Here is a 20,481-nt window from a genome sequence, read left to right as displayed (position 1 = left end):
TCGGTTCTTAATTTAGACATTTCGTCACTCGCGTTTACCCATCCCATGAATGAGCCTGCCTCTTTTGAGGCAGGCTCATCTGGGTCAGAAGCAGCCTAGTCAGGCTGGGCTCTCTAACCGGTGACGCTGCCATTCACTTTCAGGCTCGTTCAACCTGAGCACGGCATCAATCACCTGCTCTTCCATGTTATAGCGACACTTAAAGCCCAAGTGCTTCATCAAGGCGCGCATGGGATGGTTATCGACCATAATTTTGCCGATCATTTCGAGCGTGCCAATGCTGGTGCAGTAATCGATCATCTTGTTCATTAACAGGCTACCAATACCCAGCCCCTGCAAGTCGTCACGGATAATAATCGAAAACTCCGTGCGAATATTATCAGGATCATTCCATACCCGAACGACACCCAACATCTCTTTACTCCCGTCATCGTGCTGATGTTCGGCAATAAAGGCCATCTGTCGGTCGTAGTTGATATGCGACAGAATCGACAGATCACGCTGGGTTAAGTTAGATTTATTGTGGAAGTAACGAAAACGAATACTCTCCTCTGATAACTGCCGGTGGAACGTCGTAATCAGCGGAGCATCTTCCGCGCGGATGGGGCGAACCTCTACCCGCCATCCATTTGTCAGCGTTACCCATTCACGTAGCTCTTCAGGGTAAGGCATGATGGCAAAACGCGCAGGCGGCCCTAAGTCCATGGCAAAATCCACGGCTAACATCCCATCACGGTTCAGCAACAAAGGATTGAGTTCAAGCCCTCTCAAGTCGACTAAGTCAGACGCCATTTGAGACAGCTTGACCAACAGCTGGCAGAGCCGCTGGATATCTCGTTCGGGGTCGGCCGAATGCTCGCGAATCAATGAAGCCGCATGGGTCCTGCCCACCACGTCAGCGGCCAAGCTCATGTTCAGCGGCGGTAGCGCAATCTGGCGGTCCGCTAGCACGTTTACTTTATAGCCACCTATCCCAAAAACAATCAGCGGACCGAATACAGGGTCACGCGTGATCCCGGCACAGATCTGCATTGAGTGTTTACCACGCTGCATTGGCTGCAAACAGTATTCGCGAATAGCATATTGAGGGAATTTCTCGCGTACCTTGTCGCCTAGCTGACGGATCCCTTCGGCCACTTGCTCCGGCGTTTCTAAATCTTGCAGTAGACCCGCGGATATTTTATGGGGGTGCTTACGGTAACGATAAGGACGACAATTGCCCTCGTGAATGACTTTTAGCGCCTTAGGGCCTGGAAAATGATCCGCCATTGCTAAGGCATCTTCCGGCTTGCTCAAATAGACACTAGGCGCCGCTGGAATGCCATAGGCTTCCAATACTTGGGCCGTTTCGGAATGGGTCAATGTTTGTCGCCCTTCCGCTTTGGCATTTTTAATCAGCGCGCGACACTCCGCACGAATCTCTGCGCTGGTGGAAAAAGGTAAGCTAGGCGGAATTTCATGCAGCAGCGCTTGAACACGCTGATAGTCCACCATATGCATAAATGCTTTCACCGCCTTTTCCGGCGATGTATAGGTGGGTATCCCCGCCAAATTGCACACATGCCTAGCATTCAGAGCTTCTTTCAGCCCCATCCAACTCGTTAGTAAGTTACGTTTAAATGTCTTTCGATGATCAATCAGCGCCTGAGCGGTGGCCAATGAAGGCGCTAAACGAGTAGGCGCGTGAACCACCAGTACGGCATCCACATTTGGATCGGCAGTGACAATTTTTAGCGCTTCTACAAAACGCTCTGGCGTCGCGTTGCCGCCTAAATCCACTGGGTTCTCACCGGGTTTGCTCATATCTACCTGGCTTTTATGCAGCACCCGCTGGGTCTCTTCGCTAAACTCCGCCAGTTTACCGCCGGCACTTATCAGTTTATCGATCGCCAGCATGGCGGGTCCTAAGCCATTGGATACAATAGCCAATCGGTCGCCGCGAAGCGGCTTCATGCGCGATAAGGTTTCAAGCGCATCCAGCAATTCATCGTAATCATTGACGCGAACAACGCCCGCCCGGGCAAAGGCCGCGTCAAACACCACATCACGATTAGCAATACCTGGTGTGGGGGCCATACCCGAAATATCTGACTGCGGCGTTCGCCCACTCTTGATGGCGACGACCAAGCGGTTACGCGATGCATCACGCACGGAGGTCATAAAGTGCTGAGCATCCATCACGCGCTCAAGGTGCAGCAGAATCGCTTGCGCTGGAGAAAACTGATTCACATAATCAATCAAATCTGGCAGTAGAACATCAACACTGTCACCTACCGTGATCAAGTGTGAAAAGCCAACATCGCGGCCAGCAGCCCAATCGATCATGGCATTTGCCAACATGCCCGATTGCCCTAAGTAGGCCACTTTGCCCGCTTGAACTGGCTGGCTGGCATAGGAAGCATTCAGTTTCTTCCCAGGCACAATCAGCCCCATGCACTCGGGCCCTAGCACCCGGATACCCGACTCTATCGCCGACTGCAACATACGTTGCCGGATTGAGCCTTTGTTGCCCGTCTCACGATCAAGGTAGGCACCACCGGAAAGCACCAGCGCAGCTTTAACACCAAACTGCCCAAGTTTTTTGATAAGACTAGGAACACCATCGATTGGCGAACAGATAACCGCTAAATCAGGGATTTCAGGCAGTTCATTCACGGTGCGGACGCAATCCACGCCGAAGACTGTGTCATATCCTTTCAGATTGACCGCCCATATTTTCCCCCTAAAACCGCCCTCTTGGAGATTACTGAGCACTAAACCACCCAACGAGGCTGGCTTTTCAGAGGCACCGAACACGGCCACTGTGCGCGGTTCGAAAAAATGATGCAAAAAACGTGTGCTCACGAATGCGTCTCCCCTGAAATTAATAACCACTGTGTACGACTTATTGACACTGTCGCGCAAGCCCCTGAGACGATTAAGGTGGCGATATTGTCTTCGGAGCGCTTGCATGATTACTGCCTACCTTACTCACCCAGACTGCGCATTGCACCATATGGGGCCTGAGCACCCTGAAAGCCCTCAACGGCTTGAAGCGATTCGTGCGCGCCTATCTCTAGCAGGCCTTCTTCAACAAACCATGCAGGCGGATGCCAAAGAGGCGTGTGACGAGGCATTAGCAAGAGTGCACCCAACAAGGCACCTTAATGCGTTAGCAAAGTGCCTGCCGAAAGAAGGCATCGTCACCCTCGATAGCGACACAATGATGAACCCCGATAGCCTAAAATCGGCCAGAGTGGCCGCGGGAGCCGTCATTCGCGGAGTTGATCAAGTCTTTAAGCGCCAAGCTGACAACGTATTTTGCGCAGTACGGCCGCCTGGGCATCATGCAGAAGCGGCTGATGCGATGGGGTTTTGTTTCTATAACAACATTGCCGTCGGTGCGGCCCATGCAAAAGCAAAATATGGTGCTAAACGTATCGCAATACTCGATTTTGATGTTCATCAGTGCAACGGCACTATTGATATCTTCAAAAATGATCCAGAGGTACTGGTGTGCACGAGCTTCCAGTATCCGTTTTACCCCTGGCGCTATTTACGCAGTGAATGGCAAAATGTGGTCAATACGCCGCTGGAAGTAGGCACTGATAGTAAAGAGTTTAGACGCATTATCGAACGACAGTGGCTTCCCGCTCTCCATGCGTTCAAACCAGACTTAGTCATGCTTTCTGCAGGCTTTGATGCTCATCGCGACGACCCGATGGGAGATATCTGCTTAGAAGATGAGGATTTTTATTGGATAACCCACTTAGCAATGGAGATTGCAGCCCTCTATGCAGAAAACCGAGTAGTTTCAGTACTTGAGGGGGGGTATAACCCGAAAACCCTCGCTAGCGGTGCAGAAGCTCACTTAAAAGCGCTATTGGGTTTGCCCTTTACGGATGTTCCATGACGTATGCCACTCACTATTGTGAAACGTCATGCGACGGCGACCTTGATACAGAGCGTCTGTGATAACATGCGGTTTTATTGACGTTTACTCACGTGGCTTTTTATGACCGCTACTACTGAAGAGCATGCTGCGCTGCGCATAGCCTCTGGGCGAAAGCCCTTTGTCGAACCTTTACGCCTGGGGGAACGTTTAAAACAGATTCGCCTTGCTAACCAGTGGACATTGGAAGACGTCAGCCAGCGCACAGGCTTAGCACGTTCAACACTCTCCAAGATCGAAAATGACCAAGTGTCGCCTACGTTCAGTGTGGTTCAAAAACTTATTACCGGCCTGAACATCGACCTGCCCCAGCTATTTACGCCGCCGAAGCGTGAGCGCTATACCATGGGGCGTAGAGATCTTACCCGTAAGGGCAAGGGCCAAGTGCACCCTACCCCTACCTACGAGCATGAGCTGCTCGGACATCAGCTTGCTCAAAAGCGCATGATTCCTTTTAAGACCATTGTTAGAGCACGCAGCTTTGATGAGTACCATCAGTGGGTTCGACACGACGGTGAAGAGTTTTTGATGATTTTAGAAGGCGATATTTTGTTATACACAGAATTTTATGCGCCACTCATGCTCGCCGAAGGCGATAGTATTTATTTTGATAGCGACATGGGGCACGCCCTGGTTTCTACCAGCCCAGAAGATGCGGTCGTGCTTTCTGTTTGCACACGGGGCGACTCGGTCTAACGCCCAGATTTCGTATCGCTCAAAATAACCGCAAAAATAGCTATAAACAGTTTGTGGGCTTAGGAAGGCCAGCGATGCGAGCAATACGCTTTGGTGGACTCCCCGGAAACAGCGTCATTAAATAAATCGAATTCCCCTTCTCATCACCCAGCGCCTGTTTTGTGGCTTTCACTAAGGGCCGCATTGCGGGTGCCATTTCATATCGAGTATAAAACTCGCGCACCAGCTGAATAATTTCCCAGTGTTTTTCTGTAAGAGTTAACCCTTCATCCTCAGCGAGCAACTGAGCAACCTCACCGCTCCACTGATCCTGCTTAACTAGATACCCCTCAGGATCTAGTTGGATCTTTTGCGACGAATCAAGATAACGGTATAAACTTTGATTACTCATATTCAATACCAGGAAATGATCTTTTCATTTTGCTCGGTCAACTTAATAAAGCCGTCCATTTCTATCAAAGGCAGCCCATGGCTGGTGGCAACAGAGTGAACCCCTCTCGAAATAGCATCTTCAGCTAGCAAAAAAATCGACGCTGTATTGGCTGCCCAACCTTGCCATTCAGGATAGAGCGCAGCCTGCACGCCGTCTTCTATCAGCACAACAGAATCGCCATTGCTGAGTGCGTTGAGCATTTGCACAGCAGCATCGCTATGGGGAGGTTTATTCAGAATATGCAGCATAGTTATTGGCTACTCTGCTAAAAATTGAGCGCAAAATTAAAAATTAAGAACATAATTATAACGCTGGAACAGGTCTGGCACGTCTGAAGCCGGGACTAGGGTAACTCCCTCAACCAGCTGATCAGTGGCTATATTGAAGGCTTGTAGGGTCTCGGTAGGGACTAATAGGTTTTCTATATCGTACATTTCTAACATATTAATTGTCGGTAGCGTGGCTTTTTGGCCTGGCGCGCCAACCTGTTGCTCTTTGAGTAACGCGAATATCCCCTGCCCTAAAAACAGCAGATCAACCGCTTGCCCAAAGGCAGCAGACACTAGCGCAACATCCAGCCCTTCCCGCAACTCATTTGAGCTATAGGGCGCATGTCGTATAACGATAAGTCGCTCATTTGCTTCAGCCATCTTAGTCCTACCTATCTACTCCGGTCGCCCTGTTTTCAGCCCTGTTCTCACTACTAAGCAAACGTAATAAAACGATCACAGCGCTGCTGTAGCTCAAGCAGTTGCCCTAGCCCCGTTAATTCAAAGGGTGGCTCAAGATTGAAGTTCACTTGCCCGTGCCGCTTTGCCTCTGCTTCACTCACCACACCACGGCGTAACGCCGCCGCGACGCATACATCTAATCCCACCCCGTGCTGATGATGCAGGTCAACCCAAGCGTCTCGCATATTGAGCTCATCCTGTGGAGGAGTCATTAGTCGAGAGGCATTATGAACGCCATCTTGATAGAAAAAAACGCCCTTGATGTGGTGTCCTTCATTTAGCACTGCTTGGGCAAATCGCAGCGCGGAATGAGGGGCGGCACTACTATACGGCGCCCCCATGACCAATAAGCCATACTCCATCGGATTATCTCGATACAGTCCGCCCTAAAAAAAACAGACCCTAGCAAGTAGGGTCTGTCGCGATAGTACTGCAGGGGTTGATCAGTCGTTGCTCATAATGCCTAAAATCGAGAGCAGACTGATGAACAGGTTATAAATGGAAACATAAAGCGTAATAGTTGCGAGAATGTAGTTGGTCTCTCCCGCCCGGTGAACAATTTCACTGGTTTGGTAGAGGATCGCCGCTGATGCAAACAGCACAAAACCAGCGGAAACCATCAATGAAAGCGCAGGAATGTTGAAGATCAGCCCGGCTACCATGGCCAAAATCAACACAATGGCACCAGCCATTAGGAAATTACCTAAAAAGCTGAAGTCTTTCTTGGTGGTTAATGCAACCGCAGAAAGGCCGATAAACGTCAAGCCAGTCATTGCCAATGCATTCATTATCAAAGCGCCACCGTTAGGCAACGTAAGATAGGCGGAAATGATTGGGCCAAGCGTGAAGCCCATAAATCCAGTGAATGCAAAAGTCGCCAACAAGCCAGCTGCCGAATTGGCCGTTTTGTGAACCAGGAACATCAGCCCGTATGCACCGATAAAGAACACAAAAATGTTCATTTGTTGGATGCCCATTGCGACAGAGGCACCAGCGGTGACCGCAGAGAATAGCAATGTCATGGCCAATAGCGCGTAGGTGTTACGCAGAACTTTATTAGCGCTAACACTACTTACTTCGCTGCGCGTTTGCGCTCTCGCCGTGTTCGAATCGTTAAAAGCCATTTATCTATGCTCCCTAATGGTAATACTAACAACGGACAAGGATGCCGTTACCAAGTTCCAGACGCAAGTATTTGTCTTCCACGCAAACAACTGCTTTTTAAGGCACTTGCTCCTCAAGCGTTGACTATGCTTAACATTCCACACCACTTTGGACATAGAAATGCGCTATAAAATTCCCCTGACCGTACCAAATTTGGCGTGATTATCTTCGCTTCTTCTGCTTACAGCTTCACTGCTGGCGGTGAAACGTTATCGTCGTCTTCTTCCTTGTGAGGTAAATGCTGCATTGTCGCTGCTTGACGCGCATCCTGAGCGTTATAGAGACGTGCATCGATCACGTTCAGCACCGCCAACTGTGCAAATAGCACGGCAAAACAAATGATCAGACCTTTTAACATGGCACTGTTCCTTAGGGGGCTAACAACTTAGAGGGCAAACAACATCGTCGTTGGTAGCGAATAATAGTCCTCGGCGGAAAGAAAGCAACGGGGTTTGGTAAAATCACCATTTGCCCTATCAATTTACGCTAACAATCCGCAAATTCTTCAGTATCAATATCAGCTTGTTGCGTGTCGCTATAACGAGCGCCAGCAACTTGGCTCGGCAACAGCATACCGTTGAGCTGAGTCACTGTTGCGTCATCCAACACGACCGTTTCAGCGCGTAAGTTCTCGCGTATATGCGTCACTGAGCAGGAACCAGGAATAGGCACAATATGATGGCCCTGGGCGTTTAACCAAGCTAGCGCCAGCTGTGCGGGTGAGATCTCAAGACGCCTAGCCATTGTTTTAACGTCATCCAACAAAGCTATATTGTGAGGTAAATTGTCTTTACTAAAGCGGGGCATTCCGGCGCGCATATCCCCTGTCGAAAACTGGGTACTTTCTTCCACTGCCCCCGTCAAAAAACCGCGCCCAAGTGGGCTGAACGCCACTAAGGCAGCACCGAGCTCCGCACATGCATCCTTCAGAGCAATGTCGGGATTACGTGTCCAGAGTGAGTATTCTGACTGTACTGCTGCGACTGGATATTCCGCATTACCTTTACGAAATGTTTCTGCCGATACCTCAGATAAGCCAACCGCACCAATTTTACCCTCTTCCACTAGTCGGCCCAGCGCCCCAACACTCTCTTCAATAGGAACACTACGATCTAGGCGATGCAGGTAGTAAATATCCAAATAATCCGTTTTCAGTCGTGACAGACTCTCTTCACACTGGCGACGCAATGTGTCAGGGCGACCATCGATAATGCGCTTCCCTGTTTCAGCGTCCAATGCCATTCCACACTTGCTGGCGAGAAACAGCTGGTACCTTTTTGTTTTTAAAGCGAGCCCCAACAACCGCTCATTTGCTGTTCCACCATAGAGCGTCGCCGTATCAAAATGGCGGTATCCCATCTCAAAGGCTTCTTCCAATACCCGAAGCGCCTCTGTTTCTGGCACATACTGCCCATAGCCATGGGAAAGATTCATGCATCCCAAGCCAATACGAGGAGACGAGACACCGTTTAATCGGTCAAAGAACGCGGACATAGCAACCTCTGAGGTGATTGACGTTAATTAGATAGTAGTGCGCTAGTGTTATGCGTTTTACCCTGGCTACAAACCTGCGACTGCAGCCAGTCAGGCAATCGGTGTTCAAGATAATAACGCGGCCGCCACGGAGGCCCCTCTATAAAGCCCACATGGCCACCCGAGGCATGAAGCTCCAGGGTGACATAGCTTGGCAGAGTTTCCGCATTAGGAACGCTCTGTGGGTAGATAAAAGGGTCATCTAGTGCATGCACAATGAGCGTTGGAATACGAAGGTGCTCCACGAAGAAAGCACTGCTACAGCGGTGGTAATAGTCATCGGCGCTTTCAAAGCCATGCAGTGGCGCAGTAACGCGGCCATCGAAGTCCCAAAACGTCTTCATACCTTGTAATGCTTCAAGCGCCGCTAAACGCGCCAGTTCTTCCCTTCGCCCTTGGCGTACAAACGCCTGCTGCTTATGTTCAACATACTGGCGCAGGTCTCGCAGGAAGCGGGCCTGATAAATCCTGGAGAAGCCTTTACTTATTCGGTCTGCGCAGTGGTCCAGCCGAAACGGTACCGATACCGCTGCCGCGGCCTTCAACGGCGTATTGCCACCCTCTTCACCCAAATACTTAAGCAACACATTGCCACCCAATGAGTAACCAATCGCGGCAAACAATTTGTTTGGATAGCGTAACGTTAGTTGCTTAACCACATCCGCCAAGTCCTCACTCGCGCCAGAGTGATATCCCCTGGCGCGATGGTTTGGCTCACCAGAGCAGCCACGCCAATTGACAGCCACGCTCGACCAGCCGCGCGCCGCTAACGCTTGTTGTTGCCCTAGTATATACAGTGAAGAAGAGCTGCCAGTTAGGCCATGAAGCAGCAGTACGCAATTCGCCGACTCACCCTCAGGGCCATACCAATCAAGATCGATAAAATCACCATCTTGAAGCGTCATTCGCTCACGCCGACGTTGTAATTGAGGCGATGTCCGCCATAGCGGGCTATAGAGCGTTTGCAAATGTCCGCCAGGCAGCCAGCGCGAAGATCGAAATGGAGGCATAGGTGAAGACAGGGTTGAAGACGAGCTTGAAGACATGGAGGAAAAGCGCCAGCAAAAAACAGCTGAATAGCTTAGCAAAATTTGTAAGCAGATTTGGTTGTGGCAGAAATATCGCCTTGGATATCAGCCTTGGGGCTGACACAGGCCCGCCTAAAGCAGTCGCCCCTTGTATGCAGCGTTTTCATAGATGCGACAATACGCCATGCATCACTGGATACTTTCAACTTACGTCGCAGAGTGGTTTCAACTACTATTATTAATGATTAAAGAAATATATCCATAGCCTTTAAGAATATAGCTCCTGCGACAACTACTGATTTTCAATACTTTCATGCCACACGATCTAGGAGGTCGCCATGGAATTAGATCCTCTGTTGCTTTCAAGGCTACAGTTCGCTTTTGTTGTCTCTTTTCATGCCATTTTTCCGGTGTTTACTATCGGTTTGGCTTCCTACATCGCACTACTGCATGGCCTATTCTACAAAACGGAAAATCCCGCTTGGGATCGCTTAGCGCTGTTCTGGACAAAAGTGTTTGCCGTTGTGTTTGGCATGGGCGTTGTATCAGGCATTGTGATGTCGTTTCAGTTTGGTACTAACTGGAGCAACTTTGCCTACGCCACATCTAACTTCTTAGGCCCTGTCCTCAGCTATGAGGTAGTAACGGCCTTTTTCCTAGAAGCCGCTTTTCTAGGTGTGCTGTTATTTGGCCGCAATAAAGTACCTGAAGGTGTGCATTTATTTGCTGCCATCATGGTTGCTGTAGGCACGTTTATATCTTCTTTCTGGATACTTTCTGCCAACAGTTGGATGCAAACCCCGGTAGGTTACGAGCTCATCGACGGTCGGTTCCATATCACTTCCTGGATGGAAGCACTCTTTAACCCCTCCTTCTGGTATCGCTTTGTTCACATGGGCATGGCTTCCTTCCTAACCGGCGGGTTCGTCGTTGCAGGGGTTAGCGCCTGGTTCTTACTACGCAAGCGTGATGTTGAAGCTAACAAAAAAGCGCTATCCATGTGTTTGTGGTTACTGCTGATATTAGCGCCTGCGCAAGCGGTAGTCGGCGATTTTCACGGTCTGAACACCTTGGAGCACCAGCCAACGAAAGTAGCTGCCATGGAGGGTAACTGGGAAACGCAAACCAATGTGCCGCTTCTGCTTTTTGCTATCCCCGATAAAGAAGCCCAGACCAATCATTTTGAAATTGGCATCCCCAACCTTGCCAGCTTGATTCTGACGCACCATGTCGATGGTGAAGTTCCCGGGCTTAACGCAGTACCAATAGAAGAGCAGCCTCCTGTCATCATTGTATTCTGGGCTTTCCGCGTCATGGTAGGCATTGGCGTGCTGATGATTGCTGTTGCGCTGACCGGGTTGTTTCTGCGTCGTAAGGGGCGTGTCTATGAAAACCCACTTTTCTTAAAAACGCTTACCGTCATGATTGCATCCCCCTTCCTCGCGGTTCTGGGTGGCTGGATTGTTACCGAATCAGGACGTGCGCCTTGGTTAGTGTATGGCGTCATGACACACGCGGAAGGCTTAACGCCGTCCCTTACTGGCGGCATGGCACTGTTTACCTTGATTGGCTATATCGCGGTTTACAGCGTGGTATTTTTCACCGGTATTTATTATCTAACGCGAGTTGTGCGCAATGGCATGAAAGTAGAAACACAGTCTGAAGTTGGAGGCGAGGTTGAACGCCCGAAACGCCCCCTATCCGCAGCACACACCCCCTTTGATGATGACTTGGAAGGAGCCAACACATGAGTATTGATCTTTCACTCATCTGGGCTGCCATTATTGGCTTTGGCGTCATTATGTATGTCTTAATGGATGGCTTCGATCTAGGGTTGGGAATTTTGTTTCCCTTCGCTCCTGATGAAGAGTCACGCGATGTGATGATGAACTCTGTTGCTCCCGTGTGGGATGGCAATGAGACGTGGTTAGTGCTGGGCGGTGCTGGGCTGCTCGGCGCCTTTCCTTTAGTTTATTCCGTGTTTTTGCCCGCGCTCTATATCGGTGTTTTCCTAATGCTGGCTGGCTTGATTTTTCGCGGCATCTCATTCGAGTTTCGCTTCAAGTCTAAGAAAAACCGCCGTTGGTGGAACCGCGCATTTTGTTGGGGTTCTGCCATTGCCACCTTCGCTCAAGGCGCAGTCGTCGGCGCTTACATCCAAGGGTTTGCTGTCGAAGACTTTCGCTATGTCGGTGGCGCACTGGATTGGTTGACACCCTTTACTGTATTGACGGGGATTGGACTAATGGCGGGCTACGCATTGCTTGGTTCTACGTGGCTGATCCTGAAGTCAGAAGACCATGTCCAGCAGTGGGCCTATCGCATCACACCAAAATTACTCTTAGCGGTATTGGTGGTATTTGGCATTGTTAGCCTGTGGACACCGCTGGTTAGTCCAGAAGTGCGTGACCGCTGGATGAACCAGATCCACCTAATTTGGCTGTTCCCTATTCTCGCCATGGTCTGCGCTGGCACTCTTTATCGTGCCGTAAAACGCCAGCAGGAAGGCTTACCGTTTGTCGCAACATTGGGCCTATTTATCTTTACCTACCTAGGCCTCATTGCCAGTAAATGGCCGGTTATCGTACCGCCCAACTATACAATTTGGGATGCCGCTTCTGCACCGGAGTCGCAATTGTTTTTGCTGATCGGCGTGCTGATTGTTATCCCTATCGTGTTGGCCTACACTGCCTGGTCTTACTGGGTATTTCGCGGCAAGGTAAAAGTGGGCGAAGGGTACCATTGAGGCTTTAGCAGTTAATCTGTTGATTGCTTGTCACAAAAAAGAAGGGTGCCATTTGGGCACCCTTCTTTTTATTACTGGGTAAGCGGAGAAAATGGTTGATGTGTCCTTGCCACAGGCCCTTATCGTCCAGGTGATCAACGGATAATATGGTTGACGAAGCCGCGTGAGGAGGTCATATCCTCAAAAGCATCATTCTCTTGATATTTAAGATGGGCTGTTTAGTGATCGTACCTGCCGAAGCAAATAAAGCATTGTCAATTGTTCAGAAGCGGCTAGCAAAATCACTGGTGGCTGTCTATCTCCATGGCTCGGCTGTGGCTGGTGAGCTTCGCCCCCGCAGCGACGTAGATTTGCTTGTGGTCATTGACCAACCGATGACATCCGAGGTTCGAAGATGCCTTACTTCCGAGTTAATGGAGATATCTGGGCGATACCCTTTTGATCCGGATGGACGCCACCCTCTTGAAGTGATTGTCTTTTTGCGCTCAGATCTTGCTGAGCCGCTCTATCCTGCGCGAAGCGAATTCATTTACGGTGAGTGGTTGCGTCATGAGTACGAGGCGGGTGAAGGTTCCGAGCCTGCCTGTGATCCAGAGCTTACCCTGGTGCTGGCCCAATCACGGCAGGAAGCGAAACCTCTAATCGGACCGAACGCAAACGAGCTTCTACCAGCTATTCCAAAATCTGATATACGTCGTGCAATCAAGGATGTTCTGCCAGCTTTAATCGAAATGCTACAGGGGGATGAGCGCAACGTCCTGTTAACTTTGGCGCGTATGTGGCGGACATCAGTTACCGGTGAGTTTGTCTCTAAGGATGTTGCTGCCGATTGGGCAGTTACTTGGCTACCGGCTGAACAAGCGGATGTTTTAGTCGATGCGCGGGAGGCTTACTTGAGCGGATGTGAAAGTGATTGGCGAAATCGCCAGCAAGAACTCCAACACACGGTAAAATCCCTGCACGATCATGTCTTAGCGAATCTATGAAAAGCTCTTCGTGTACCACGATGCGTCCATAACACAAGCCTCTCATGTCCAAAATGCCCGACAACATCCTGCACCTGCCGGAGTACCAGGTGCTGGGTTACACATCTACCGATGACGAAATGCACTTCCAGATAGACGCGCCCGATCCCATGGCCTGCGAGGAATGCGGGGTGCAGGGAGAGTTCGTGCGGTTCGGCAAGCGTGATGTTCCCTATCGTGATCTGCCCATCCACGGTAAGCGAGTCACCCTGTGGGTGGTCCGCCGCCGGTACACCTGTCGGGCCTGCGAGACTACCTTCAGGCCCCCCAGCTACCGGAGGTAGTGGACGGCTTCCGCATGACGCTTCGGCTGCATGAATACGTGGAGAAGGAGTCCTTTAACCACCCCTACACCTTCGTGGCGCACCAAACCGGGCTAGACGAGAAGACGGTACGGGATATTTTCAACGCCCGCGCCGAGTTCCTGGGCCGCTGGTACCGCTTCGAGACGCCCCGCATTCTGGGCATCGATGAGCTATACCTGAACAAGCGCTACCGCTGCATCCTGACCAACATCGAGGAGAAGACCCTGCTCGATCTGCTAGCCACCCGCCGTCAGGACGTGGCGACCACCTTCCTGATGAAGATGAAGGACCGGCAGAAGGTCGAGATCGTCAGCATGGACATGTGGAACCCCTACCGGGCAGCGGTCAAGGCGGTGCTGCCACAGGCCTGCATCGTGGTCGATAAGTTCCATGTGGTGCGTATGGCCAACGATGCTCTGGAGAAAGTGCGCAAGGGGCTCAGGACAGAGCTGAAAACCGCCCAGATCCGTACCCTCAAGGGAGATCGGAAAATCCTGCTGAAGCGCGCTCACGAGGTCTCAGACCGGGAACGGCTGATCATGGAAACATGGACAGGCGCGTTTCCCCAATTGCTGGCCGCCTACGAGCACAAGGAGCGCTTCTACCGTATATGGGACGCCACCACACGACCGCAGGCAGAAGCTGCCCTCGATGAGTGGATCGACTCTATCCCGAAGGGCCAGAAGGAAATCTGGAGCGATCTGGTCAGGGCAGTGGGTAACTGGCGCGAAGAGATCATAACCTACTTCGAGACGGATATGCCCGTCACCAACGCCTACACGGAGTCCATCAACCGATTGGCCAAGGACAAGAACCGTGAGGGGCGTGGATACTCCTTCGAGGCGATGCGGGCACGAATGCTCTATACCACGAAGCACAAGAAGAAGGCACCGACTGCGAAAGTCTCTCCGTTCTATAAGAAAACTATTGGTTATGGACTGCCGGACTTCGCAGAAGAACTCAACTACGGGGTCGATCTATCAACCATCTGAGCGTGGTATCAGGTTGGTGGGTGGAATGTGCCCATCAACCATCTTTTCCGCTTACCCCATCTTTTAAGGTATACACCTGGAACCAGAACGGCTGCGTCGTGTGTTCTGCGACGTCCTCAATCGAGCAAATCGACATGGTCGACAGCGTAAACGGCACACCAAATTTTTCAGCCGCCCGTGCTGCTTTAATTTCGCCATCTGCCGCTTGCATTCCCGTTAGCCCTACGGGCGCAAGCGCAACCGGCATAGCCACATCTTCGCCCAGCATAGAACTTCACGTAGAACGCCCTGACATATAGACCGCAACACGCCGTTTTAAATGAATATGCTGGAAGTCGCTGGTATTTTCACGAAAGGTTTGCTCTGTCCAACAGCCCGACTCGGCGTAGTCATAAAACATTTTTGGTGTACGGCGGGCGTAATGGCGACGAAGATTTTCAATGTTGGTATAGATCGGCATAACACATCCCTAATAGATATTGTTCTCATTAGCATCTAGAACAGACGATCTCTATGTTGTTCTTCAATACTGCACAAGTAAACGCCCTGTTTCGCTCTCTTTACTCATCAAACTATTTCAGCATAACCAGTAGAGATTTGCGGAAATGGCAGGGCATTAAAAGGAAACAAGTTACTCGGTGAACGCCAATACCTGCTCCAACAGAGCACGCTTACGCGGCAGTAAACTCACTTCTAACCCTAACGGTCGGAATACACGATTCTTAACCTCTAGGGTGACATTATTTTTATCGCCCTCCAGATCCGACAACGTTCGTCGACTGATGCCCACCAAGGCGGCATAACGTGTTTGGTTTAACCCCAGCACATCGCGGCGTAACGCACGCAATAACGCTCCGTCGGTGATTTCCCCCGCATAGAAGCGTTTCAACAGAGTCACCAGGGCCTCTTCGCGATCATCAGAATAGCGCTTCATAGCAACCCCCAGCGCTTGAGTCGAGTATTGATAGTGCGTAGGCCGACTGCAGGCATATCAAGGATTCGGGGTGGAACTCCACGGGCAGCCAAGCGTTCATCGACGCCCTCTAGCTTCAATGCAAGCGCACGAAGCTCTTCCATCACTCGCGCTGGATCGACAACGTCTGCCAGGGTGTCGGCAATTCCTCGCCAATCGTACTCCCCGCCAACTTCCAGGGGTGTTCCCCATTGCGTTGTTCGTGTCACCCCCTCGGGGTCAGCCTTCATGGGCGCGAAGTCATATACAGGGGCAAGCCCAATGCCTTCGGGGCGCTTCAATAACGCCGTATTCCGGCCATGATTGTCAGAGTTGCCGAAAGCGATATTCAACAAATCACGCTTAATCCACTCCAAAACAAAGCGCTCACCCTCGAAAACGGCGCCTTGTTCTTGCACGCGATATTGAGCCCTCAGCAAACTAATCAGTTGGCGGATTGTTTCGCCATGATGCAGGAAAGTGCCCGGTGCGGCGCCTACCAAGGAGTAGACTGACTCCAGGCCATAGCGAACCCAAGTGCCGTCGAGGTACTGCATGTCGAAACGGGGTAACCACAGGGATGGGTAACGCTCGCCCTCCACCAAACGCATCTGTTCGGTATCTATCGTGGCCACCCCTAACGATGCAAGCTCCTGATAATAATGATATTCAGCTCTCAAGATGTTGCAATCGTCAACTGAACGTCTACCGCGCGGAAATTTCACCAGCATGGGTAGGTCAGGTCGATGGTTTTCATCCTGCCAGGTATCAATCCAAACGTGGTCGTCGTTCGTCAATCTGAGCAGCAATTTTGGCGCTTCACCGCCAGCCCCAGTGGCACCGCCACTGGCCGCCCCCATCTGCTGGGCATACTCTAAAAAGTCCACCTGACGCTCTACAACGCTTTGCAGCGGAAACCGTCGCTCCTCTAAGGCTTTCTTTACGGAGAGATCAGGCAATGATTCTTTGATTCGTAAGTTGCCGACCGGCGCGATAGTGCCACGTGCCAGTAATTCAGCATCCTGTTGCCCAATCGGTAAATCGTGAAGCCCTAGATAATCCACCCAAAAACGCCGGCTAGCTCCCGCCGGCATAATGTCTTCCAAGAAACCGAACCAGTGTGGCGACTCATGAGTCAGCATTAACTCGATAGGCAACCGCATACTGCAAGCGTGCAGGTCATCTTGAAATAGCCACTCAACGGCATAGTCAGTCGCATAGCGCAGCCGAGACTCCCCGCGAGTACCCTGCTCAGGGTTAGGCAACGACAATTCAGCCGCATCATGCCACGCTTGTTCAAAATGAACCTGTATCGTTAACTTCACGAATCACCCATGTCGAAAGCCGCTGATGTACGAAATTATTAATGCGCAGCAAAATGCTCAAAAATTCTTCCGCCGATTACTTATGAGCAGTTTAGCGCACATAATAACTACAACAAAGAATTAATGAGCATTATAGTGCACACTGAATTATCCACACGAGCGCCATATTGGAGCCTAATGTGAATATTACCCATTTAGAGCATGTGTTTATCGCGCTGCTGATTCAAATGGCTCTACTTCCTTTTGCAAACGCAAGAGTCACCGGTGCCATCGCGATAGCACTGTTGCTTGGACGTGAGATTGCACAACATGAATACAGGTTAGCCGTTCAACGTGGCTGGGAATGGGGGCAAACATTACCGGTGGGCATCTTTGAAGGTGTTTGGCGCGGCTGGACGCTGGATTCAGTGTTAGACGTTGTTTTACCTGCCCTGGCATGCACAGTAGTGGCCATTACGATCAAAATCATAAAGCCAAACGGCTAAATCGCGAAAGCTAAGCGTCTAAGAACGACAAAAGGCCCTGACTCCTCAGAAGCTTTTAACAAGCCTTTATAAAGCACTTTACCTATTACGCGAATCATGCAAAATTGCTTAATCAACACCTTATATAAAAACGAAAAAAGGAAAGTCTATGCCCCGCAGTCACATAGGAATAGCAACGGCGCTTACATCACTGCTATTTGCCATTCCAGCCTACTCCGACGACCCACTTCGCCTCGCTGTTGATGTTCCCTTTGAGCCTTTTGAGTATCGCTTGCCCGACGGCACCCTAACAGGCTTCGAGGTGGAACTGGGTGAAGAAGTATGTCGACGCATCGAGCGTGAGTGCGAATGGGTAGAGCAAGGCTGGGACGGCATCATCCCCGGCTTATTAGCACGCAAGTACGACGCCATCATGTCCTCAATGGCAATCACCGATGCGCGCCGCGCACAAGTGCTGTTCTCAGAACCCTACTACAGCAACCCTAGCGTCTGGGTGACTCAGGAAGGCAACGAGATCGATATTGAAGATCGCGACGCCCTTGAGGGTATATCGGTAGGCGTTCAACGTGGCACCATCCGCGATGAATACATCACCGACACCTATGGCGATCTCGTTGACGTACGGCGCTATGCAACAGGCGAAGATCTCGCGGTAGATATTAGAACAGGTCGCTTAGACGCAGCTTTTATGTATTACCCACTAGCGCTGTCATCGCTTGAAGTTAACGCTGAAGGCAGTGGGATTGTTACCAGCTCGCCGCTGATCCGCGAGCCCAAGCACTATTTCGGACATGGCGTGGCGGCAGCCTTCCATCCTCGCAATGAAGCCCTGGCGGAGCAGTTCAATGAGGCACTGCGAGAAATCAAGCAAGACGGTACCTATGACGAGCTAATGAACAAATACGTCGACTACGACATCAAGATCTAAGACTGTCACTATCTCGCCAACTATACCCCCAGGGATAACACGCTACGCTTACCCCTGGGGTTGTTGTATTAAGTAGAGAACAATCTAAATCTAATTCCGTGACAGTGCTTCATTAAGAATGGGGACTTGTACTCTACTCAGTCCAGCTAATCGCCACGTCTCAACGGGCTCGCTGCCTTCTTCCTCCTGAATTGAGCCCCAAGCCACTCGAATCGACGTTGTATAAACAGCCCCGTCTCCCATCACAATATTCGCGTCAATTAAATACCGCCGCTTCTGCTCTTGCATGACGTCATCATCAAAATCCGAGGTTACTTCAATCTCCGCAATACCCGCATCGTTACATGCTTCATGGAAGATAGAAAATTTCTCTTCATAATAGAGATCTGGTTCAATTTTCCGTTGATGCATCCCAAGGTGCCTTTCTATATCGCCATCACAGATTGCTTGAACAACGAGCTCAAGGTAATCCCCCCATTTTTAGAGGGCTTCAAAAGTAGGCCTCAGGCCATCATGGCCAACTTCTGTTGAGGAGTGATTCCTCCGAGTCCCATATTGGGTCGTTCGTGATTGTAGTGCCAGAGCCAGCGAGTAGCATAACCTTGGACTTCTTCGGTGCTGTCGAACAGATACTGGGCCAGCCAATCGTAACGCACCGTTCGGTTGTAGCGTTCGATATAGGCATTCTGCTGGGGCTTGCCGGGCTGGATAAACGCCAACACAATGCCTTGGTTTTTCGCCCAGTTCGCCAGCTTGCCGCTGATGTATTCAGGGCCGTAGTACTTGCTGAATAAGCAGGTTGGAGCCAGCCATCTGTACCAAAATCTCTGATGCCAATCAGTGGATTTAGGAGATGTACACATGGCTGACAACTTAAAGAATAGCTCTGTGAAAGTGATGATCGCCATCGACATTGCCAAAACGTCCCATGATGCTGTCATTTTATGGCCGTCAGGTCGTACCAAAACGTTTAAGCTCCCTAACACGTTAGTGGGTTATCAGAACCTCATTAATGCAGCAGAAGTACCTGCTGAAGACATTCTGGTGGCCTTTGAGCCAACGGCTGACTTTCATCGGAATATTGCCTATTGGTTAAGGTCTCAAGGCGCCTTGTGCCATATGGTGTCGTCTTTAGCCTGCGCCAGAGCGCGTGAAATGTTGTTTAAAAGCTGGGATAAAAACGACAAGAAAGACGCGCGGGTTATCATGTACTTGATGCAGCAGGGCATGATGCAACCATTTTACGATCCGTTAGTGAATGAAATGTTAGATATTCAGGAGCTTGCGAATACGTATTATCAAATCTCACTCGCTAGATCCCGCTGTCAACATAGTTTATTCAATCATTACCTCACTCTCTTTTTTCCAGAAATGGAGCGTTTTTTTAACAGCACCCGTGCCGTGTGGTTTTGCCGCTTCTTGCTGAAATTCCCTACCCCACAAAGTATCACGCGCTATAAAAAAACGACCTTCGTGCAACGTGCTTGGGAGGTAGTGGGGAGGAAGGTGGCCAAGCAGCGCTTTTTAGAAGAGGTTTATGAAGTGGCGGAGCAGTCGATAGCGTTACCCGTACCGCTTAATAGCCCAGCAATTGCCACCTTCAAATTGCAGGTCAGGCGTTATCTGAAGCTAACCGAGCAAAGGCAGCAAATCGAAGAAGCCGCTGACCAGTTGATATCTCACCGCGATGATTACCAGCGACTTCGGACATTGCCTGGTATTGGTCCTATCATTGCGTTAGTTATTATTGCCGAAAGCGGTGACCTAAAGCGTTTTTGCCATTATCGCCAATACCTTAGCTTTTGCGGCTTCAACTTGTCGGCAAGTCAAAGTGGTAAACAGCAAGGGCATTACCGCTTATCAAAGCGAGGCAATGCACGTTTACGGTACGCCTTCTGGTTGGCAGCCACAGTCGCCATCAGACAGCGGGAAAATACATTCCGACAGAAATACGAGCGCTATATTCGGGCAACCCCTGATGATCCGGATATCAAGCGGAAAGCCCGCGTGGCAGTGGCCGTTAAATTAGCCCGCGTCGCGCATGCTTTAATAAAGACAGGTAGTGATTATCGAGGCTATTATGAGTTTGGTTGTGAGACGTAAATCTGTGCCGTTAGGGCACCCAGTGACCCTGTAGATAATGCTCAACGCTCACAACCGTTCCAAAGTAAGCGTTCATTCCAGGACGTAGTTGACTTACTTCACGT

General features: G+C 50.5%; 20 protein-coding genes and 3 pseudogenes. 9 read left to right on the top strand and 14 right to left on the bottom strand.

Going from position 1 to position 20,481, the window contains the following annotated elements:
* Positions 1 to 99: 99 nt before the first annotated feature.
* A complete protein-coding gene (locus INT19_RS08390) occupies positions 100 to 2,844 on the bottom strand; it encodes a bifunctional acetate--CoA ligase family protein/GNAT family N-acetyltransferase (protein ID WP_193060431.1) in 2,745 nt (914 codons plus the stop codon).
* Positions 2,845 to 2,950: 106 nt separating this feature from the next.
* On the opposite strand from INT19_RS08390, the gene INT19_RS08385 reads away from it, so the two are divergent.
* Both INT19_RS08385 and INT19_RS08380 read left to right on the top strand, forming a co-directional pair.
* Positions 2,951 to 3,892, top strand: coding sequence for a histone deacetylase family protein (locus INT19_RS08385; protein ID WP_193060430.1), 942 nt, complete (start codon positions 2,951 to 2,953; stop codon positions 3,890 to 3,892).
* 102 nt (positions 3,893 to 3,994) lie between these two features.
* Positions 3,995 to 4,627, top strand: a complete 633-nt coding sequence (locus INT19_RS08380) for a helix-turn-helix domain-containing protein (RefSeq protein WP_038484202.1) — start codon at positions 3,995 to 3,997, stop codon at positions 4,625 to 4,627.
* Between the two features lie 40 nt (positions 4,628 to 4,667).
* On the opposite strand, the gene INT19_RS08375 is transcribed toward INT19_RS08380, so the two are convergent.
* The 8 genes from INT19_RS08375 to INT19_RS08340 form a co-directional block, all read right to left on the bottom strand.
* Positions 4,668 to 5,018, bottom strand: coding sequence for a TusE/DsrC/DsvC family sulfur relay protein (locus INT19_RS08375; RefSeq protein WP_193060429.1), 351 nt, complete (start codon positions 5,016 to 5,018; stop codon positions 4,668 to 4,670).
* A 2-nt stretch (positions 5,019 to 5,020) separates the two neighbouring features.
* A complete protein-coding gene (gene tusB / locus INT19_RS08370) occupies positions 5,021 to 5,308 on the bottom strand; it encodes a sulfurtransferase complex subunit TusB (protein ID WP_193060428.1) in 288 nt (95 codons plus the stop codon).
* 36 nt (positions 5,309 to 5,344) lie between these two features.
* Positions 5,345 to 5,710 (bottom strand): DsrE family protein, encoded by a 366-nt coding sequence (locus INT19_RS08365; RefSeq protein ID WP_193060427.1) that lies wholly within the window; start codon positions 5,708 to 5,710, stop codon positions 5,345 to 5,347.
* 53 nt (positions 5,711 to 5,763) lie between these two features.
* A complete protein-coding gene (gene tusD, locus INT19_RS08360; protein ID WP_193060426.1) occupies positions 5,764 to 6,153 on the bottom strand; it encodes a sulfurtransferase complex subunit TusD in 390 nt (129 codons plus the stop codon).
* Positions 6,154 to 6,234: 81 nt separating this feature from the next.
* Positions 6,235 to 6,915 (bottom strand): Bax inhibitor-1/YccA family protein, encoded by a 681-nt coding sequence (locus tag INT19_RS08355; RefSeq protein ID WP_038484188.1) that lies wholly within the window; start codon positions 6,913 to 6,915, stop codon positions 6,235 to 6,237.
* Between the two features lie 221 nt (positions 6,916 to 7,136).
* Positions 7,137 to 7,313: a hypothetical protein gene (locus INT19_RS08350; protein ID WP_167457121.1), complete on the bottom strand. Its 177-nt coding sequence runs from the start codon at positions 7,311 to 7,313 to the stop codon at positions 7,137 to 7,139.
* Positions 7,314 to 7,441: 128 nt separating this feature from the next.
* On the bottom strand, positions 7,442 to 8,449 hold the full coding sequence (locus INT19_RS08345; protein ID WP_193060425.1) for an aldo/keto reductase: 1,008 nt from the start codon (positions 8,447 to 8,449) through the stop codon (positions 7,442 to 7,444).
* A 23-nt stretch (positions 8,450 to 8,472) separates the two neighbouring features.
* Complete coding sequence (locus tag INT19_RS08340; protein WP_193060424.1) at positions 8,473 to 9,498, bottom strand: hydrolase; 1,026 nt, start codon at positions 9,496 to 9,498, stop codon at positions 8,473 to 8,475.
* A 356-nt stretch (positions 9,499 to 9,854) separates the two neighbouring features.
* On the opposite strand from INT19_RS08340, the gene INT19_RS08335 reads away from it, so the two are divergent.
* From INT19_RS08335 to INT19_RS08320, 4 genes and pseudogenes are all read left to right on the top strand, one after another.
* Positions 9,855 to 11,267, top strand: a complete 1,413-nt coding sequence (locus INT19_RS08335) for a cytochrome ubiquinol oxidase subunit I (RefSeq protein WP_193060423.1) — start codon at positions 9,855 to 9,857, stop codon at positions 11,265 to 11,267.
* The gene (gene cydB / locus INT19_RS08330; protein ID WP_193060422.1) at positions 11,264 to 12,262 is read left to right on the top strand and encodes a cytochrome d ubiquinol oxidase subunit II; all 999 of its coding nucleotides are present in this window, start codon (positions 11,264 to 11,266) and stop codon (positions 12,260 to 12,262) included. Before INT19_RS08335 ends, cydB begins: the two co-directional genes overlap by 4 nt.
* Before the next feature lie 221 nt (positions 12,263 to 12,483).
* Positions 12,484 to 13,248, top strand: a complete 765-nt coding sequence (locus INT19_RS08325) for an aminoglycoside adenylyltransferase family protein (RefSeq protein WP_319022185.1) — start codon at positions 12,484 to 12,486, stop codon at positions 13,246 to 13,248.
* Positions 13,249 to 13,292: 44 nt separating this feature from the next.
* Positions 13,293 to 14,584 (top strand): annotated as a pseudogene (locus INT19_RS08320) (ISL3 family transposase).
* A gap of 34 nt (positions 14,585 to 14,618) precedes the next feature.
* On the opposite strand, the pseudogene INT19_RS08315 reads toward INT19_RS08320, so the two are convergent.
* The 3 genes and pseudogenes from INT19_RS08315 to INT19_RS08305 form a co-directional block, all read right to left on the bottom strand.
* A pseudogene (locus INT19_RS08315) lies at positions 14,619 to 15,044 on the bottom strand (alpha-hydroxy acid oxidase).
* 171 nt (positions 15,045 to 15,215) lie between these two features.
* Entirely contained in the window at positions 15,216 to 15,518 is a 303-nt protein-coding gene (locus tag INT19_RS08310) for a helix-turn-helix domain-containing protein (RefSeq protein ID WP_193060421.1), read from the bottom strand.
* Entirely contained in the window at positions 15,515 to 16,861 is a 1,347-nt protein-coding gene (locus INT19_RS08305) for a type II toxin-antitoxin system HipA family toxin (RefSeq protein WP_193060420.1), read from the bottom strand. The genes INT19_RS08310 and INT19_RS08305 overlap by 4 nt, the downstream gene beginning before the upstream one ends.
* 179 nt (positions 16,862 to 17,040) lie before the next feature.
* Here INT19_RS08305 and INT19_RS08300 point away from each other — a divergent pair, with 179 nt between their 5' ends.
* Both INT19_RS08300 and INT19_RS08295 read left to right on the top strand, forming a co-directional pair.
* On the top strand, positions 17,041 to 17,346 hold the full coding sequence (locus INT19_RS08300; RefSeq protein WP_193060419.1) for a hypothetical protein: 306 nt from the start codon (positions 17,041 to 17,043) through the stop codon (positions 17,344 to 17,346).
* Positions 17,347 to 17,494: 148 nt separating this feature from the next.
* Positions 17,495 to 18,274: a transporter substrate-binding domain-containing protein gene (locus tag INT19_RS08295; RefSeq protein WP_193060418.1), complete on the top strand. Its 780-nt coding sequence runs from the start codon at positions 17,495 to 17,497 to the stop codon at positions 18,272 to 18,274.
* Between the two features lie 90 nt (positions 18,275 to 18,364).
* On the opposite strand, the gene INT19_RS08290 is transcribed toward INT19_RS08295, so the two are convergent.
* Entirely contained in the window at positions 18,365 to 18,685 is a 321-nt protein-coding gene (locus INT19_RS08290) for a hypothetical protein (RefSeq protein ID WP_193060417.1), read from the bottom strand.
* Between the two features lie 92 nt (positions 18,686 to 18,777).
* A pseudogene (locus tag INT19_RS08285) lies at positions 18,778 to 19,050 on the bottom strand (integrase core domain-containing protein); the annotation flags it as partial.
* Positions 19,051 to 19,135: 85 nt separating this feature from the next.
* Between INT19_RS08285 and INT19_RS08280 the strand changes: the two are divergent.
* Complete coding sequence (locus INT19_RS08280; RefSeq protein ID WP_193060416.1) at positions 19,136 to 20,377, top strand: IS110 family transposase; 1,242 nt, start codon at positions 19,136 to 19,138, stop codon at positions 20,375 to 20,377.
* The last annotated feature ends 104 nt before the right edge of the window (positions 20,378 to 20,481 follow it).

Origin of the sequence: Halomonas sp. 3A7M (genome assembly GCF_014897875.1) — a bacterium.
GTDB lineage: Bacteria > Pseudomonadota > Gammaproteobacteria > Pseudomonadales > Halomonadaceae > Vreelandella.
The sequence above is the reverse complement of the archived record's forward strand: the minus strand, read 5'-3'. Positions and strand labels throughout refer to the sequence as shown.